We start from the raw sequence: 16,386 nt of genomic DNA, 5'->3' as shown, positions 1-16,386 counted from the left end.
CTTTTTGTCTATCGTTGAAAGCACGATGATTATTTTTTTTCTTCAAGTGCCTTGACCTGGGCTTCAAGGGTGTCGATGCGCTCACGCAATTTGTCAACCATGGCCACCTGGATATCGAACTCTTCACGAGTCACCAGATCCAGTTTGGAGAAACCTTGAGACATAAATGCCCTTACATTCTTCTCAATATCGGCAGCGGGACTTTTGGCAATAAGTTCCTGCATGTTTTTTTGAAACTCTTCGAAAATTTGATTACCGCTTTTCATGGGGCACCCCTGAGTAAAAATATATATTTATAGTGAGATGAATCATTATAGATAATATGGATAAGAATAAACCGGCTCAGTTTAATAAGCCCTCATTTTTTTCAGATAAAGCAACAGCAGATTGAAAAAAAACGGGCATTCGCAGCTGAAATGCCCGTTTTGATCAATCATATTAAGCCATTTACTGAGCAGGCTTGACTTCTTCCTGGACGGCATCAGCGGCTGTGCTATCTGTAGAAGATGTTTCCACGATACTGGAAACTTCCTCTTTCACTGACTCAGCTGCTTCAGTGGTCGCATTACTCACAGACTCCACCACATTTTCGGTAAGGGTCTCGGCTTTTCCTTCAGCACTTACCGCTTCTTCCTTGACGCTCTCAACCACGCCCTCAGTGGTGGCTGCCGCTTTTTCTTCCGTACCTGTTGTAGCTTCCTTGACTGATTCAATCACGCTTTCAGTCGCTGCCTTGGCCTTCTCTTCAGCACTAGCTGCGGCTTCTTTCACAGACTCCACTACGCTCTCGGCAGTTGCCTTGGCTTCCTCTTTGGCAACTTGGGCTGCGTCAGACAAGCCTTGAGCCGTTGCCGCTGCATCTTTTTTCAGGTTTTCAGTGGCAGTATTAACGGTTTCAACCACGCTCTCAGTGGTTTCCTTAACCGCATCCACAGCCTGCTGCCCTGCTTCCTGGACGGTTTCCACAGCAATATTCGTAGCCTCTGTCGCTTTGGTGGCAACCTGATCACCCCCTGTTTTTGTTTCCTGATCGCACCCGGCCAGTACAAATGCCGAAGAAACGACCGCCAGCATACTTAATTTGGACAAAGAATATTTCATACATGCTCCTAAAAAAAAGAAATATTTAACAGTATCGACCAACACACAAGAAAAAACAATGATTCACCTCTATGTCATTTCATTTTGTGATGTTTTTTTTATCGCTTTGACCATTCTTGACAGACTCAATCGCAATTTAAGATTTTTGCACCATGATGGATCACGTTTTGCACCAAAAAGAAACTTGACGGACATATTTTACACATGATTTTTTGGCACGGTTTTTGCTTAATCACTATTGAACCGATATTTCTCATTTCGAAATATTAAATTTTCACCCGCAATGGAGACTACCGTGAAATTGCTAACTGCCATTATTAAACCTTTCAAGCTGGATGAAGTCCGAACCGCCCTGGCCGAGATCGGCATACAAGGCATGACCATCACCGAAGTAAAAGGCTTTGGACGCCAGAAAGGTCATACCGAACTGTACCGTGGTGCGGAATATATTATTGATTTTCTGCCCAAAATCAAGCTTGAAGCCGCCATTGCCGATGCCATGGTCGAACAGGCTATCGAAACCATTTGCCAGGCTGGCACGACAGGAAAAATCGGAGATGGCAAGATTTTCATCACCGATCTAGAACAGGTTGTCCGCATTCGTACCGGTGAGGCTGGCGAGGCCGCACTTTGAATTAAATTTCATCAATAAAAATAATGATTTATACAAAACCACACTCATTATTTGACTTTAAAGGATTTCATCATGGATAAAGCCGATCTCGTCTGGGTCAGCATTTCTACAATACTGGTTCTGTTAATGGTCGTTCCTGGACTGGCCATGTTTTATGGCGGACTGGTACGCAGTAAAAACATTCTGTCTATCATGAGCCAGGTCCTGGTCACCTTCGCTCTTGTCATTATCCTCTGGTTTGTCTATGGCTATTCATTGGCCTTCACCGATGGCAATGCGTTTTTTGGTGGCCTGGGTCGACTGTTTTTCTCTGGAATGTATGACATCGGTAACGATACCTACGCCATGAATGGCAGTATTCCCGAGCTGACCTTTGCCTCCTTTCAGGCCACTTTTGCCGGCATTACCTGCGCACTGATTATTGGTGGATTTGCCGAACGCATCAAATTTTCCGCCGTCCTGATTTTCATGGCCATATGGATGACATTTTCTTATGTACCGGTTGCCCACATGATTTGGTCATCGACCGGCCTGCTGTCTGGCGCAGCACTGGACTTTGCCGGTGGTACCGTCGTGCATATCAACGCTGGTGTGGCTGCCCTGGTTGCCGCCTATATGGTTGGCCCACGCCTGGGTTACGGTAAAGAGCCCATGCAACCCCATAACCTGACCATGACCATGACTGGTGCTGCTTTGTTATGGGTGGGTTGGTTCGGTTTCAATGCAGGCTCTGCCCTGGGTGCCAACACACAAGCTGCCCTTGCATTCTTCAACACCTTGCTGGCCACCTCTGCTGCCGTCATCGCCTGGGTACTGCTTGAGTGGAAAACCAAAGGAAACCCCTCTTTGCTGGGTGCGGCATCAGGCGCTGTCGCCGGTCTGGTCGGTATTACCCCCGCCGCTGGCCTGGTCGGTCCCGTTGGTGCCCTGATTATCGGTTTCATCACCAGCGCTTTCTGTTTGTGGGGTGTTAATGGTCTGAAACGTGCCCTGCGTGTCGATGACTCTCTGGATGTGTTTGGCATCCACGGTGTCGGAGGTATTATTGGCGGATTGCTGACCGGTATTTTCAATGCAAAACCCTTCGGTGGCCCTGGTCTTGACACTGTCAGCGAAGTTCCTTACCAAGTATGGCTCCAGCTTGAAGGCATGCTGATCACAGCAATATGGTGTGCGGTGGTTACCTTCGTCGCCCTGAAAATTGCAGGCTTCTTTACCCGCGGCATCCGGGCTGAAAAAGACTCCGAACGCCAAGGCCTGGATATCAGCTACCATGGAGAACAAGGCTATCACCTCTAATCGCAGATAAGCTCTGCTTGCACTCGCGCCATTCATATAAAAATGAGTGGCGTTTTTTTTGAGTTTGATTAATCATTTTTATTGAGTTTGATTAATCACAAAAACTTATTCCCCACATTTTGAAAGCAGACCGTTTATTGATATGGATCAAGAAAGATATTCAAATAAAAGGCAATATACATAAATTGATTGAAATCATTAAAGATGCATATAAAATACATCTTATTGATATCGCCTTAAATTTTAAAGCATGACACAAAACCTTGACCCCCTTCTCATTAAAAATCGCAAGTTGCTTCCTATCGTTCAAGGGGGCATGGGTGTTGGCATTTCAGCCAACAAACTAGCCAGTGCAGTAGCCCGCGAAAATGCCATCGGCACCATTGCCAGCATCGATTTACGTCACCTGCACCCCGATCTTTTAGCGAAATCCAAAGAAATCCCCGTACAAGAAAACTACGACAAACTCAATCGCATTGCCCTTGATCGCGAAATCAAGGCCGCCAAGGCCCAAAGCAATGGCCAAGGCATGATTGCCGTCAACGTCATGAAAGCGGTATCCGACTACTCGGCTCTAATTACACAAGCCTGCGAGTCCGGTGCCGACGCCATTGTCATGGGTGCCGGTCTGCCACTTGAATTACCCGATCTGGCTGCCGATCACCCCAACGTTGCCCTGTTCCCCATCCTGTCAGAATCGCGCGGCATCAACATTGTGCTCAAGCGCTGGATGAAAAAAAACCGCCTGCCCGATGCCATCATTATCGAGCATCCCAATCATGCCGGCGGCCACCTGGGCTCTCCCAGCATGACAGACCTCAACAATGACCGTTTCAGTTTCAGAAGGGTTCTTGAAGAAACGTCGCAGGTTTTCAAACAACTGGGGCTTGAAAACGAAAAAATTCCACTTATTCTTGCTGGCGGCATGGCCAACTTCAAGAAAATCCAAACCGCCCTTAAAGACTGGGGCGCCAACGCGGTTCAGATTGGCACCGCTTTTGCCGTTACCCAGGAAGGCGATGCCCATATCAACTTCAAGAAAACGCTTTCCGAAGCCAAGGAAGAAGATATTGTGGAATTCATGTCCGTCGCCGGCCTGCCTGCCCGTGGCGTTCTGACCCCTTTCCTGAAAAAATACCTGAATAACGAACAAAAACTGCAGGCCAATGCCAAGGCCGATCCTCGCCGTTGCGTACAAAGCATGAACTGCCTTAGTGTGTGCGGGCTACGCGATGGCATCAGTAAAATTGGTCAGTTCTGCATCGACCAACGCCTTTCCGATGCCTTCAATGGTGATGTCCGCAAAGGCCTGTTTTTCCGCAGCAAAGATCCACTCCCCTTTGGCGACCAGATCCGCACCGTTTATGAAACCATTCAGTATTTCCTGACCGGAAAAAAACCGGTCATGCCAGGCTAAACCTGTTTATCTAACCGGCACAGACCGGCCCTTCCTTCCTCAGTGTTCAAAATTTAGACCGGTTTAAAACCGGTCTTTTTTTTCACACTTAGATCTCAAGGGCAGCCAGGTCTATGTATTCGGCGTGATTAAGTGCCGTGGCAATTTTGCTTCTCAAGGCATTGGTATGAGAGGTGCGCACTATTTTTTTTACGTCAAGCAATTGCTGCGGGTGCATGGAAAACTCGGTCAGGCCCAAACCCAACAATAACCGCGTGTAACGGGATTCACCCGCCATTTCACCACATACCGCCACTGCTTTACCGGCACGCTCTCCGGCCTGTATGGTTTGGGAAATCAAACGCAAAACAGCCGGGTGCATGGGATCGTATAAATCCGAGACTTCGTTATCAACCCGATCAATAGCCAGCGTATACTGGATCAGGTCATTGGTTCCGATAGAAACAAAATCAAGATGCTTCAGGAATGGTTCTATGGCAATCGCAATGGCCGGTATTTCAACCATGGCACCCAATTCAATGTCGTCTGCGTACGCATACCCCTCTTCGACAAGCTGGTTTTTGGCAAATTCAATCGCCTGCTTGACCGAATGCAACTCATGCATATGAGACAGCATGGGAATCAGGATCCTTAATTTCCCATGCACCGAAGCCCTAAGCAAAGCTCTTAATTGTGTCTGGAACATTTCGGGACGTGACAGACAATATCTGACAGCCCGTAACCCCAAGGCCGGATTGGCGGCAACGGTGGCTTCACCATCGAGGGTTTTGTCTGAACCGATATCCAATGTTCGGATGGTAACAGGCTTGCCCTGCATGGTTTTCAGAACATACGAATAGGCTTCGTATTGCTCTTCTTCATCGGGTAAGGTTTCCCGGCCCATAAACAGGAACTCACTACGAAACAGTCCAATCCCATCCGCCCCAAGATTCATGACCTCATCGGCCTCGTGTGGCAATTCGATATTCGCCTCAAGCTTGATCTTTTTACCATCAAGGGTAATGGCTGGCTCATCCTTGTGTACAATCAACTCGGCACGTTCCCGTATATACGCATCCTGTTTTTGCTGGTATTCGGCCAGGATAGGTTCGGACGGATTGACAATAACGATACCGGCTTCACCATCGACAATCAACATGTCTTTATCACGCACCAGACTGCGAATATTGCCCAAGCCAACCACGGCAGGGACATTCATGCTGCGGGCAACAATGGCCGTATGTGAGGTTGCCCCGCCCAGATCGGTCACGAAAGCGGCAAAACGGGCCCCACGCAATTTCAGCATGTCAGCAGGAGAAATGTCATGGGCCACAACAATGGATGAATTAATATCCAGATCTGGCGACATATCGGGCAACAGGGATGATCCCATCCCTGATAAAACCCGCAACACCCTTTCAATAACCTGATTGACATCGGCGGCACGCTCACGAATATATTCATCTTCCATGAGCGAAAATTGATCCGCCAGCAATTGGCCCTGGGTACTTAACGCCCATTCGGCATTGTACTGGCGACTGGCAATGATTTCGCGGGTTTGTTCTGACAGCATGGGATCGGAAACCAGCAAGCTGTGAACATTTAGCAAAGGGGTCAGTTCTTTGGGCGCATCGGGCGGCAGATTTTTAATAATATGCTGCAGATCGTTGTAAACCGTTTCAAGCGCAGCATCAAGACGGGCACATTCCTGCGGGATATCATCAGTGGCAATGCGGTAGTGTGCGACTTCCAGGGTGGCTGCACCCATAATAATCGCACGACCAATGGCAAACCCTCGGGCCACACCCTTTCCACGCATGAGCATCACAGCGGTTGAAGGGGCGATATCCTTTGATTCTCTCATATGCAGGCCCAATCTTTATGTTTACTCTGGCTCACCAAATTTACCATTGAACAAGGCCTCGAGTTGCTGTAATGCTTCGGCAGCATCATCACCCGTTGCCTCGAGTGTAACGGGCGTACCCTTACCGGCCGCCAGCATCATGACACCCATAATGCTTTTGGCATTGACGCGCTGCGCTGCACGACTGATAAATATTTCGCTGCTGAAAGAACTGGCCAGCTGCGTTAATTTTGCGGCAGCTCTGGCATGCAATCCCAACTTGTTGCTAATAATAATTTCTACTGAAGCCATAATTCATTCTATACGTTAATAACCGGAATTCATTGACCTTTGACAAGATCAATACATTTCATGCCCTTTTTGCCACCCTCAAAAACCGCTTCGCATAATTCTTCCAACGGTTTCTCACGATAACGAATGGCATTCAGAATCATGCAGGCATTGGTGCCCGAAAGAATATGCGCCTGAATACCGGCATTTTGTAAACGCTGTACCGCCCTTGCTCCAATATTGGCGGGTGTTGCACCACCCAAATCCGCCAAAGCCAATACCGTATGGTTTTGACCGGCCTGGTTTCTTAACTGCTCTGTAATTTCCACAACTTTTTGCTCAGGATCCACATCGGGTTCTATATCAAAGAACACAAAGTTTTCCAGATCACCATAGACATGGGTTGCACAATCGTGCAGGGCAGATGCCAAAGGCACATGGGCAATTATTGCTATCACAGTCATAAGCAACCTTAGGCAGATAAAACCGCTTTTTCAAGCGCTTGGGCGAAGTGCGCCGCCACGTCGAAACCGGTTTGCTCGGTAATCTCAACAAAACAGGTTGGGCTGGTTACATTAATTTCGGTTACGTAATCACCAATAACGTCCAATCCTACCAGTAACAAGCCTCTTTGCCGTAATACAGGCGCAATCGCCTGTGCAATTTGCAGATCGCGATCAGTGAGTTTTTGTGCTACTCCACGCCCGCCTGCCGCCAGGTTGCCCCTTGTCTCACCGGCCAGTGGAATACGTGCGAGCGCATAAGGAATGGGTGCACCATCAATAAGCAGAATACGCTTGTCACCATTGGTAATTTCCGGAATGAAGCGCTGCGCCATGATAGTACGGTTCCCTTCCTGAGTCAGCAACTCGAGAATCGCATTTAAATTTGCTTCATTCTGGAGCACCCGGAAAACACCACTACCCCCCATGCCGTCAAGCGGCTTGACAACGATATCCTGGTGCTGGGCGTGAAACTGCCTGATTCGTGACATATCACGGGTTACCAGGGTAGGCGCGGTAAATGCTGAAAACTCGGTAATCGACAATTTTTCAGGATGATTACGGATGGCCGCCCCGGAATTGAATACTTTAGCCCCTTGATGCTCGGCATATTCCAGCAGATGCGTTGAATAGACGTACTCCATGTCAAATGGAGGGTCTTTGCGCATTATGGTTGCGTCAAAATGCACCAATGGGAATTCATGACCTTCAGAAGTATAGGTCCACCACGCATTACCATGCAAATTGGCATTTTCTTCAATCTGAATGGTACGTGAGCGGACAAAAACCCGACCGGTTTCGATAAACAGGTCCCCCTGAAGGGCAACACTGATCGAATGACCGCGTTTTATCAAAGCACGCATCATGGCGACCGATGTGTCTTTATATGCTTTTAACAAGGGCAATGGGTCTATGATGAATAATACGTGCATTGTTATACTTCCAAAGAAACTCCCGCCGGTTAAAGCGGGATATATTGAGTCATAAAAACTGAATGACCAGGTTTATTCGGTCTTGCCGCCTGCCGCTTTTTTGCGCGGCGCAAGCACCATTACCATTTGACGTCCTTCGAGCTTGGGCATGGCCTCGACCTGGACCGTATCGCCCAGATCTTCCCGAATTCGTTCTAACACGCGCATACCCAGTTCCTGGTGTGCCATTTCACGTCCACGGAAACGAAGTGTTACCTTGGCTTTGTCACCATCGTCGATAAAACGACGCAGGTTACGAAGCTTGACCTGATAGTCACCTTCATCGGTGGCAGGACGGAACTTGACTTCCTTGACCTGAATCACTTTTTGCTTGGCCTTGGCTTCTTGCTGACGCTTTTGCTCCTGGTATTTAAATTTACCGTAATCCATCAAGCGACAAACAGGAGGCGACGCATTAGGCGCGATCTCGACGAGATCGACGTCTGCCTGCTCAGCCATGCGAATGGCTTCAAGTGTTTTCACAACGCCTAACTGCTCTCCTTCGAGGCCAATCAGACGAACTTCAGGAATGCGTATTTCAGCATTTATGCGATGGGATTTTTCGGTTGCGATGTTAACAACTCCTTAAAAAGATAATAAATTACGCCTTGACATCTTGACGTAAAGCCACGTCAGTGCGAAGACGCGCGACGAAATCATCGACAGATAGTACACCCAAATCAAGGTTGCCACGACCACGAACGGCCACAGCGCCATTTTCCTGTTCTTTTTCACCGACAACCAGGATGTAGGGTACTTTCTGCATACTGTTTTCCCTGATTTTACGAGTGATCTTCTCATTTCGCAAATCAGCGGAAGCACGGAAGCCTTCCTTGGTCAGGATAGCCACGACCTTGTTGGCATAATCGGAAAATACTTCCGAGATGGGGCATACCACTACCTGCTCGGGGGCCAGCCATGGTGGCAAGGCACCCGCATAGTTTTCAATCAACATGCCAATGAAGCGCTCAAGGGAGCCCAGAATGGCCCGGTGCACCATGACAGGCGCACGACGCTGGTCGGAAGCATCGACATATTCAGCCCCCAAACGTACCGGCATGGAAAAGTCCACCTGAACGGTACCACACTGCCAGTGACGGCCAATGGCATCTTTCAGGGTATATTCAATTTTAGGGCCATAAAAAGCGCCTTCTCCGGGAGAAATTTCAAATTCGCAACCAGAACGACGCAGGCTTTCCATGAGAGCTTCTTCAGCCTTGTCCCAGATGGCATCATCCCCAATACGCTTTTCAGGGCGGGTAGCCACTTTATACAGGACATCGGTAAAGCCAAAGTCACGATAAACTTTTTGCAACAGGGCCGTAAAGTTGGCGCATTCATCTTGCAACTGGTCTTCAGTACAGAAAATGTGACCATCGTCCTGGGTAAAGCCACGTACACGCATCATGCCATGCAGGGAGCCTGAAGGCTCGTTACGGTGACACTGACCAAACTCACCATAGCGGATGGGCAACTCACGGTATGAATGCAAGCCTGAATTGTAAATTTGGACATGACCGGGACAGTTCATTGGTTTAAGCCCATAAACCCGATTTTCGGATTCAGTGGTGAACATGTTTTCTTTGTAGTTATCCCAGTGTCCGGTTTTTTTCCACAGGGACAAGTCCAGAATTTGGGGTGCCTTGACTTCCTGGTAGCCGTTCTCAATGTAAACATTGCGCATATACTGCTCGACCTGCTGCCAGATTCTCCAGCCTTTGGGGTGCCAGAAAACAAGACCTGGGCCCTCATCCTGAAAATGGAACAGATCCAGCTCTTTACCCAGCTTGCGATGGTCCCGCTTCTCGGCTTCTTCAAGCATGTGCAAATACTGGGCCTGCTCTTCTTTGGTGGCCCAGGCGGTACCGTAAATACGCTGGAGCATTTCATTGTTGCTATTGCCACGCCAATAGGCACCGGCCACTTTCATCAGCTTGAAAACTTTCAGTTTGCCGGTTGAAGGCACGTGTGGGCCGCGACACAAATCGATGAAGTCGCCTTCACGATACAGACTGATAGGCTCATTGGACGGAATGGAGGCAATGATTTCAGCCTTGTAATGCTCGCCCTGCTCTTTGAAAAAGGCCACTGCATCATCACGCAGCCACTCTTCACGGGTGACCACCTCATCTTTTTTGGCCAGTTCCTGCATTTTCTTTTCAATTTTCTGCAGGTCTTCGGGCGTAAAAGCACGCTTGTAAGAGAAGTCGTAGTAAAAGCCGTTATCAATCACGGGACCAATGGTAACCTGTGCATCGGGAAAGAGCGATTTTACGGCATAAGCCAGCAAATGGGCGGTAGAGTGACGGATAAGATCCAGGCCTTCAGGATCTTTGGCAGTTACGATGGACAGTTTTGCATCTTGTGTAATGACATAACTGGTATCTACCAGCTTGGCTGGTTCAGACCCTACCGCCACCTTGCCCGCCAAGGCAGCTTTACCCAGGCTGGGCGCGATAGTCGTAGCTACTTCACCTACGCTGACCGGATCGGTGAATTGGCGCTGGGAACCATCTGGTAAAGTAATCTGAATCATTTAAATGCCCTAATAAAAAATAAAAACGCGACTAGTGTATAGTCGCGCTAAGGATGAGACTGCTGAAAAAATTCACAATATGAAACTCTCACGATCGCGACTAGAAATTTTAGGTTTCCATTCTCGTAGTTCGTGCAGTTAAGGATCTCATTTATTTCAGTCTCTACCAAATACAATAATTAATTGATTCTAACATTTTCTGTGTTTTGGCATAATAAAAGCCGTGTTTGCATGGAAAAAACATCCTCAAATGTTGTAAAACAGACCAAACTCCGTCATTTTCACCTATTCCAATTATTGACAGGCCTGGCAAGCCATAGACACCCCGTGCGTTTATCCGCATATCCGGACAGGTTACAAAATAACGTATATGACAAAACTGTTAAACCATTACAGCACTAATCTGGGTTACAATTTAACCCATTGTTTATCCTCAATATTTAGACTCATGCAACCCTTCAAATCCATTCGCCTTGGTTTCTGCCTTGCTTTTTTTTGCCTGTTAAGCGCTTGCTCAAGTTTGAATACAGGTAACAATGGAATGAGTCACCTTCAAATTACACAAGATACGCGTGGCGTCGCACTTACTTCTCGCGACAGTGATTTGTTTATGCCCGGCTCAGCCACTCTTTCCTCCAATGCACCCCCCTATTTGAACAAAGTGGCTGAATTGCTTAAAGAACGCCCTCATCGCAAAGTACTGATCGACAGCATTTCTGAAAATGCAGGCTCAAGCGAGCTGAATCAGGAACTGCAGGAAGTACGCTCTTTAACACTCATGAAAGCGCTAACCGACCGCGGCATCGACAAGAGCCGTCTGGCCTACACTCCCCCCAATGCCTATGGCAGCCAAACGGGAACGAATAGTGACAATCAATACAAAACCAAAATCATCATTCTGGGCGAAAGCACCAGTGAAATGAATGTCAGCACTATTGAACGTTTCTTTGATGACCTTTACAAGTTTGGCAATAATATTTTCAATTAATCCAGCCTGGCCTGGATCCCATTAACCCATTTAATCTTCACTTTCAAGTATGGCTAAACCAATTATTTCAAATACCATTCTGGCCATTGTGGCAACAGGTGTGCTTTTTTTCATTGGAAAATCCGTTTATGACGTTTTTACCCGCGCCCACGTCAAAGGCATGGAAAACAGCCCAATGCAAAACAGCACCCAGTCCGGCCCTACTGTCTCAGGCACCATCCAGCCGCCTGAATTAACGCAGCCGGTGCCGACAGAAAACCCGACCACTTTACCCGCTGAATCCAGTAAAGACCCTTTAAACCAAAACCAAGCAGCCGAAGCCAACGTGCAGGAGCCCGGGGTTAACGTCACTGCCCCAGAATCACAAATCCCCACCATAGACACACCACCCGTTGCCGAGCCCGAGGCAATACCCGAAACGACTGAAGAGCCCCACGCACTTAAACTCAACCCGGATCTCAAACAGGCTATCCCACCCGTTCCACTGGCCCCCCCCAGTCCTTTTCCCACACCGGCTGCACCAGCCTCTAGTGAACAACTGTTTGAAGCCACGGACAGCCTACAAGACAATACATCAGGGGCAGCCATTAACAACAGTTTCCCTGCACCGCTAAGCAATTTCCCTGCACCAGGCGCCGCACCGGCAATCACCCCCGAACCGCCTCCTTTCGAGATCGATGAAGGATCACCCTTTAACAATTTCCCAGCCCCCATCAATAGCGGCAATCCCAACCCGGGCAATATCAATACGGTCAACCCCGAGTTTGATCAACTGCAAAACCTGCGTCAACAAAAAGAACGCCTTCGCAACGACCTGGGTTTTTAAACCATCAAATCCGCAGGCAATAAAAAATCCAGATTTTCATCTGGATTTTTTATTTCTAGCCAACATTAAAATTTGAGTATTTCAATACTTTAATGCTTTACCGGACTGTCAACACTGGACGGTGTTTTACCTGCCGCCAGTGCCTCTTGAGCCAGTTTGGCAATTTCCGCTTCTGACAATGGTGTTGGCAAACGCTCCAGGGCAACCTCAAGAACACGATCAATCCAACGCACAGGAATAATTTCCAGCTGATTTTTCACGTTGTCTGGAATCTCAGACAAGTCCTTGACGTTTTCCTCGGGAATAATGACCGTTTTGATACCACCACGATGAGCCGCCAGCAGTTTTTCTTTCAGCCCACCGATGGCCAGCACCTCACCTCGCAAGGTGATTTCACCGGTCATGGCAACATCCGCCCGCACTGGAATGCCTGACAAGGCAGATACCAAAGCGGTCGTAATGGCAATACCCGCAGAAGGACCATCTTTAGGCGTTGCGCCTTCGGGAACATGGATATGAATATCTTTTTTCTCGAAGATGCTATCGGCAAAACCCAGCCTGTGGGCACGCGACCTTACCACCGTGCGCGCAGCCTGCATGGACTCTTTCATGACATCACCCAAAGAACCGGTATGCTGGATAAGCCCTTTACCAGTCACAGCAGCAACCTCGATCGTCAAGAGATCACCACCCACTTCCGTCCAGGCCAAACCAGTTACCTGGCCAACCTGGTTTTCTTTCTCGGCCATACCAAAGAGGTATTTACGCACACCCAGATACTGCCCAAGGTTTTCATTAGTCACAACAATAACGGGCGCAGTCGCTTTGCTGGCAGCCGTTTTGGACGTAGACTTGGCACCCATAAGGATTGCCTTGATGACTTTTCGGCAGATTTTGCCCAGCTCACGTTCCAGTGCCCGCACACCCGCTTCACGTGTGTAATAGCGAACAATATCACGTACCGCACTTTCCTCAATCTTAAGCTCACCCTCTTTGACGCCATTGTTTTTCATTAACTTTGGAATCAGGTGATCAAGGGCAATATGTACTTTTTCATCTTCGGTATAACCTGACAGATGAATCACTTCCATACGGTCCAGCAAAGCGGCAGGGATATTCAGGGAGTTGCTGGTAGCCACAAACATGACATCAGACAAATCGTAGTCAACTTCAACGTAATGATCCTGGAACGTATGATTTTGTTCTGGATCAAGTACCTCGAGCAGGGCAGAAGATGGATCACCACGGAAATCCATACCCAGTTTATCGATTTCATCTAACAGGAACAGCGGGTTGCGAACACCCACCTTGCTCATGTTTTGCAGAATCTTGCCCGGCATTGCGCCGATATAGGTACGACGGTGACCCCGGATTTCAGCCTCATCACGAACACCACCCAAAGCCATACGAACATACTTGCGATTGGTGGCACGTGCAATAGACTGACCCAGCGAGGTTTTACCCACGCCCGGAGGGCCTACCAGACAAAGGATTGGTGCCTTGACTTTATCAACGCGTTGCTGCACCGCCAGGTATTCAATAATGCGCTCTTTAACCTTTTCCAGACCATTATGATCATCATTCAGAATCTTTTCGGCATTTTCAAGCGAAGTATTGATGCGGCTTTTTTTCTTCCAGGGCAAGCCAATCAGGGTATCAATATAGTTTCTGACAACTGTTGCCTCAGCGGACATCGGAGACATCAGCTTCAGTTTTTTAAGCTCGGCATCAGCTTTGGCTCGTGCCTCTTTGGGCATTTGAGCAGCTTCAATTTTCTTTTCAAGCTCCTCAAGATCAGCACCTTCCTCGCCTTCGCCCAACTCTTTCTGGATGGCTTTTACCTGCTCATTCAGATAGTAGTCGCGCTGGCTTTTTTCCATTTGCTTCTTGACGCGACCACGAATGCGCCTTTCGACCTGGAGAATATCAATCTCGGCTTCTATCTGGCTTAGCAGCGCTTCAAGGCGCCCCGTCACATCAAGCTCGTTAAGCAAGCTCTGTTTCTGCTCCAGCTTTAAAGGCAAGTGGGCGGCAATGGTATCGGCCAGGCGATCGGTTTCTTCTATGCTATTTAATGAAGAAAGGATTTCCTGGGGTATTTTTTTATTGAGTTTGACATATTGGTCAAACTGGGACACCACGGTACGACGCAAAGCTTCAAGTTCGGCACTGCCCTCACTGGATGGAACAATAGGCATTACCTTACCGATAAAATTGGATTCCGTATCCCGGATTTCCTCAACGTGCGCACGCTGAAGCCCTTCCACCAGCACCTTGACAGTACCATCGGGAAGTTTCAACATTTGCAAGATAGTGGCAATACTGCCAATTTCATAAATATCTTCAGGCGCTGGTTCATCTTTGTTGGCCGTTTTTTGAGCAACCAGCATGATTTGCTTACCAGCCTCCATGGCAGCCTCTAGGGCACGAATGGAACGGGGTCGACCTACAAACAAAGGAATAACCATGTGGGGAAAAACCACCACGTCACGCAAAGGCAACAACGGCAACTCTATTGATTCTGCAGGCAAAATTTGACTCGCAGACATAAGCAATTTCCTTGAAAACAATCTGTTATAAATAATAATGATAGGAATATGGAGGCCAAACCGAAAAATTCAAGGCTTGTCTCCATATACTAGCAAAATGTTGTTTATGCTGCTGCGTTTTTTAAATTACGGGTTTTAGTGTCTGAAGCAGACGCTTTCCCTGACTCGGCATCATCACTGAAAATCAGCAACGGAGTACCAGTACCATTGACGGCGGCCTCATCAAGTACAACTTTAATAACATTCTTGCGGGATGGAAGGTCAAACATGGTTGACATGAGCGCAGCCTCAAGGATAGAGCGAAGGCCACGAGCACCTGTTTTACGTTTCAGGGCCTTTTTGGCAATGGCAACCAATGCCTGGGGACGAATTTCCAACTCTACATCTTCCATTGCAAACAGTTTCTGGAACTGCTTTACCAATGCATTTTTGGGTTCGGTCAGAATTCTGACCAAGGCCTCTTCATTCAACTCTTCCAGGGTTGCCACCACCGGCAAGCGACCAACCAGCTCGGGAATCAAACCGAACTTGATGATATCTTCGGGCTCGACCGTGGCAAAGACCTCTCCAACGCCTTTTTCTGATTTTGACTGAACCTGGGCACCAAAACCAATGCCTGATTTTTCGGTTCGGTTTTGAATAACTTTTTCGAGTCCATCGAAGGCACCGCCCACAATGAACAGAATATTGGTGGTATCAATCTGGACGAAATCCTGGTTGGGATGCTTGCGTCCACCCTGAGGAGGTACCGAAGCAACCGTTCCTTCAATGAGTTTGAGCAACGCCTGCTGCACACCCTCTCCGGACACATCACGCGTGATGGACGGATTATCGGATTTACGCGATATTTTATCTATTTCATCGATATACACAATCGCACGCTGTGCTTTTTCAACATCATAATTGCAGTTTTGCAGCAATTTCTGAACGATGTTTTCAACGTCTTCACCCACATATCCGGCTTCGGTAAGCGTGGTGGCATCGGCCATGACAAAGGGGACATCCAGCTGACGGGCAAGCGTTTGAGCCAGCAGGGTTTTACCTGAACCGGTAGGCCCAATGAGCAAAATATTACTCTTGGACAACTCAACCTCTTCGTCTTTGTTCAGTTCACCATGACGGATGCGTTTGTAATGGTTGTAAACAGCCACTGCCAAACTGCGTTTGGGCTGATCTTGCCCAATAACGTACTGATCCAGGAATGACTTAATCTGCGCAGGGGTTGGCAATTCTGTCTTGATTGCCTCGCGAGCATCTTCATGCGCACTATCCCGAATAATCTCATTGCACAGTTCAATACATTCATCACAAATAAAAATCGAACCGGGCCCTGAAATTAACTTGCGAACGTCATCCTGACTTTTATTGCAAAAAGAGCAATGCAAAACTTTGCCATCGGAAGAACTGTTTTTATCTGCCATATTATGTATGTATATCTCGCAAAAAAGG

Annotated in this window: 15 protein-coding genes; 5 read left to right on the top strand and 10 right to left on the bottom strand. The window is 48.0% G+C overall.

Translation table 11 applies throughout. The annotated features are described in order from the left end of the window. Positions 1-29: 29 nt before the first annotated feature. Both HCX92_RS07105 and HCX92_RS07100 read right to left on the bottom strand, forming a co-directional pair. Positions 30-266 carry an accessory factor UbiK family protein gene (locus HCX92_RS07105; protein ID WP_169294229.1) on the bottom strand — a complete coding sequence of 79 codons (237 nt, stop codon included), beginning with the start codon at positions 264-266 and terminating at the stop codon, positions 30-32. Positions 267-447: 181 nt separating this feature from the next. Continuing rightward, positions 448-1,101: a hypothetical protein gene (locus HCX92_RS07100; RefSeq protein ID WP_169294228.1), complete on the bottom strand. Its 654-nt coding sequence runs from the start codon at positions 1,099-1,101 to the stop codon at positions 448-450. Between the two features lie 295 nt (positions 1,102-1,396). Between HCX92_RS07100 and HCX92_RS07095 the strand changes: the two genes are divergently transcribed. The 3 genes from HCX92_RS07095 (at position 1,397) to HCX92_RS07085 (ending at position 4,451) form a co-directional block, all read left to right on the top strand. Continuing rightward, positions 1,397-1,735, top strand: a complete 339-nt coding sequence (locus tag HCX92_RS07095) for a P-II family nitrogen regulator (protein WP_169294227.1) — start codon at positions 1,397-1,399, stop codon at positions 1,733-1,735. 72 nt (positions 1,736-1,807) lie between these two features. Next, complete coding sequence (locus tag HCX92_RS07090) at positions 1,808-3,034, top strand: ammonium transporter (protein WP_169294226.1); 1,227 nt, start codon at positions 1,808-1,810, stop codon at positions 3,032-3,034. Between the two features lie 250 nt (positions 3,035-3,284). Continuing rightward, positions 3,285-4,451: a nitronate monooxygenase family protein gene (locus tag HCX92_RS07085; protein ID WP_169294225.1), complete on the top strand. Its 1,167-nt coding sequence runs from the start codon at positions 3,285-3,287 to the stop codon at positions 4,449-4,451. A gap of 88 nt (positions 4,452-4,539) precedes the next feature. On the opposite strand, the gene ptsP is transcribed toward HCX92_RS07085, so the two are convergent. The 6 genes from ptsP to thrS form a co-directional block, all read right to left on the bottom strand. Next, a complete protein-coding gene (gene ptsP, locus HCX92_RS07080; RefSeq protein ID WP_248290013.1) occupies positions 4,540-6,294 on the bottom strand; it encodes a phosphoenolpyruvate--protein phosphotransferase in 1,755 nt (584 codons plus the stop codon). A 21-nt stretch (positions 6,295-6,315) separates the two neighbouring features. After that, positions 6,316-6,585, bottom strand: coding sequence for an HPr family phosphocarrier protein (locus tag HCX92_RS07075; RefSeq protein ID WP_169294224.1), 270 nt, complete (start codon positions 6,583-6,585; stop codon positions 6,316-6,318). 29 nt (positions 6,586-6,614) lie between these two features. After that, positions 6,615-7,028, bottom strand: coding sequence for a PTS sugar transporter subunit IIA (locus tag HCX92_RS07070; RefSeq protein ID WP_169294223.1), 414 nt, complete (start codon positions 7,026-7,028; stop codon positions 6,615-6,617). Positions 7,029-7,036: 8 nt separating this feature from the next. Continuing rightward, positions 7,037-7,999, bottom strand: coding sequence for a glutathione synthase (gene gshB, locus HCX92_RS07065; protein WP_169294222.1), 963 nt, complete (start codon positions 7,997-7,999; stop codon positions 7,037-7,039). 72 nt (positions 8,000-8,071) lie between these two features. Beyond that, positions 8,072-8,611 (bottom strand): translation initiation factor IF-3, encoded by a 540-nt coding sequence (infC, locus tag HCX92_RS07060; protein ID WP_169294291.1) that lies wholly within the window; start codon positions 8,609-8,611, stop codon positions 8,072-8,074. 28 nt (positions 8,612-8,639) lie between these two features. Beyond that, complete coding sequence (gene thrS / locus HCX92_RS07055) at positions 8,640-10,574, bottom strand: threonine--tRNA ligase (protein ID WP_169294221.1); 1,935 nt, start codon at positions 10,572-10,574, stop codon at positions 8,640-8,642. Positions 10,575-11,115: 541 nt separating this feature from the next. On the opposite strand from thrS, the gene HCX92_RS07050 reads away from it, so the two are divergent. Both HCX92_RS07050 and HCX92_RS07045 read left to right on the top strand, forming a co-directional pair. Continuing rightward, entirely contained in the window at positions 11,116-11,562 is a 447-nt protein-coding gene (locus HCX92_RS07050; RefSeq protein ID WP_169294220.1) for an OmpA family protein, read from the top strand. Between the two features lie 49 nt (positions 11,563-11,611). After that, positions 11,612-12,388, top strand: a complete 777-nt coding sequence (locus HCX92_RS07045; RefSeq protein ID WP_169294219.1) for a hypothetical protein — start codon at positions 11,612-11,614, stop codon at positions 12,386-12,388. Between the two features lie 89 nt (positions 12,389-12,477). Here HCX92_RS07045 and lon read toward each other — a convergent pair whose 3' ends face one another. Next, positions 12,478-14,937, bottom strand: a complete 2,460-nt coding sequence (gene lon / locus HCX92_RS07040; protein WP_169294218.1) for an endopeptidase La — start codon at positions 14,935-14,937, stop codon at positions 12,478-12,480. 104 nt (positions 14,938-15,041) lie between these two features. Continuing rightward, the gene (gene clpX, locus HCX92_RS07035; RefSeq protein ID WP_169294217.1) at positions 15,042-16,358 is read right to left on the bottom strand and encodes an ATP-dependent Clp protease ATP-binding subunit ClpX; all 1,317 of its coding nucleotides are present in this window, start codon (positions 16,356-16,358) and stop codon (positions 15,042-15,044) included. Positions 16,359-16,386 lie beyond the last annotated feature (28 nt).

It is taken from the genome of Advenella sp. EE-W14, assembly GCF_012923605.1.
Taxonomy (GTDB): domain Bacteria; phylum Pseudomonadota; class Gammaproteobacteria; order Burkholderiales; family Burkholderiaceae_B; genus Advenella; species Advenella alkanexedens.
The sequence above is the reverse complement of the archived record's forward strand: the minus strand, read 5'-3'. Positions and strand labels throughout refer to the sequence as shown.